The 305-nt window shown below is 74.4% G+C and carries 1 protein-coding gene; it reads right to left on the reverse strand.

The genetic code is table 11. The annotated features are described in order from the left end of the window. Positions 1-305: MASE1 domain-containing protein (locus ACLZOT_RS51545; RefSeq protein ID WP_416976184.1), on the reverse strand; the 305-nt coding region annotated here is incomplete at both ends.

Consider the following 305-nt stretch of genomic DNA (forward strand, 5'->3'; position numbering starts at 1 on the left):
TGAGGGGTGGCCCGATCGGGGCGGGGGCGCATCGGGTGCTGTTCGAGGGTGCGGTCCGGCACGAGGCGGGCGAGGGCCTCCGTCAGGCGCTCGCAGGACTCCTCCAGTACCCGCAGGGTCTGGTTGCGTTCGGCCACGGCGGCCGAGAGCAGCAGGGCCGTGAGCGCCACGGTGCCGTTGAAGGCCTGGAGGGTGACCATCTTGGCGAGGAGGTCCTGGCCGGAGAACGGGCCCGCGCCGACCGCGCCGGCGGAGATCGCGACCACCGAGGTGATCAGTGCGCAGGGCGCGGCGCCCGGGAGCTG

The organism is Streptomyces sp. 4F14 (assembly GCF_048159485.1).
GTDB lineage: Bacteria > Actinomycetota > Actinomycetes > Streptomycetales > Streptomycetaceae > Streptomyces.